We start from the raw sequence: 1,017 nt of genomic DNA, 5'->3' as shown, positions 1-1,017 counted from the left end.
CATCTTAAAGGATATGGATAGCCCCATTGTGGCCGATGTGGTAGAGGTTTTAGAGCAAGCCCAACAAGCCCAAGCCCCCTATAATGAGCAATTACAGGCTTTAGAATTGCAAAAAATCCAAGCCCAGATTATGGAATTGCAGGCTAAGGCCCAAAAATACAGCCAACAAGGGGCACTAGTGCAGGCGCACACCACCAGTGAGGAAATTAGCCAAGTGCAGGCCATAGAGGGGCAACAAGGCCCAGAGTCTAAAAAGCCCCAAGGCTCAGAGTGGCAAAAATACCCCAGCGCGCACCATTTGGAGTATTAGGGGATTTATGGGCAATTTAGAGTAAAATACCCCTACAATGTTGGGTTACTCTTTTGCGCCAAATTTGGAGCATTGAGCTTTAAAAAGAGCTTTTAAGGGTTAGGAGTGTAGCGGGTGGCCTCCTAGAGAGGAGAACCTAACAGAGATATGCTCGTGGCGTTTGTGGTTATAGCGGTCTTGTTGGCGCAACCGCTGTACTAAACTAAACCACCCCTTAAGCCTTAAGGGGTGGGCCACTAACGCTATTGTAACCAAAAAACCTAAATTTTTAACTTTTTGCCATGCTAGCGCATTTTTTCTAGCCCTCCAAAGGTTTTACTACTGGTAGAACCATATGACAAGAAAACAAACCATACAAGTTATCTAAAGGATCAATAGCGATCTCGCCTAAGCAGATACTTTCATTTTTGACTAATTTTTCAGGTTCATCTTCATTTTGGAGAAATACTTCCTTTTGTAAGCCTTGAGAGCTTGGTGGTAGGACAGGGTACTGTTAGATTTTTTGTGTCTAAGTAACATTGCCCAGATAATTTGAAAAGAAAGACATGGAGTGCCTATACTCTTAATTTTTTTGAGCCAGAGTGTTTTAGACACATCTTATGTGCCCATAATTTAAAGGTAGGGTCTCACGGTACCCCAGACAATAACTCTTTTGGGATATGGTAATTTAAAACCAAATTTTTAAGAGCGTCTGTAAAGGTTTGCAC

1 pseudogene is annotated in these 1,017 nt (G+C 42.5%); it reads left to right on the top strand.

Features of this window, described 5'->3' with window-relative positions:
• Positions 1-310, top strand: a pseudogene (locus FNE76_RS08050) (portal protein); the annotation flags it as partial.
• Positions 311-1,017 lie beyond the last annotated feature (707 nt).

Source organism: Helicobacter mehlei (assembly GCF_007280785.1).
Taxonomy (GTDB): Bacteria; Campylobacterota; Campylobacteria; order Campylobacterales; family Helicobacteraceae; genus Helicobacter; species Helicobacter mehlei.
The sequence above is the reverse complement of the archived record's forward strand: the minus strand, read 5'-3'. Positions and strand labels throughout refer to the sequence as shown.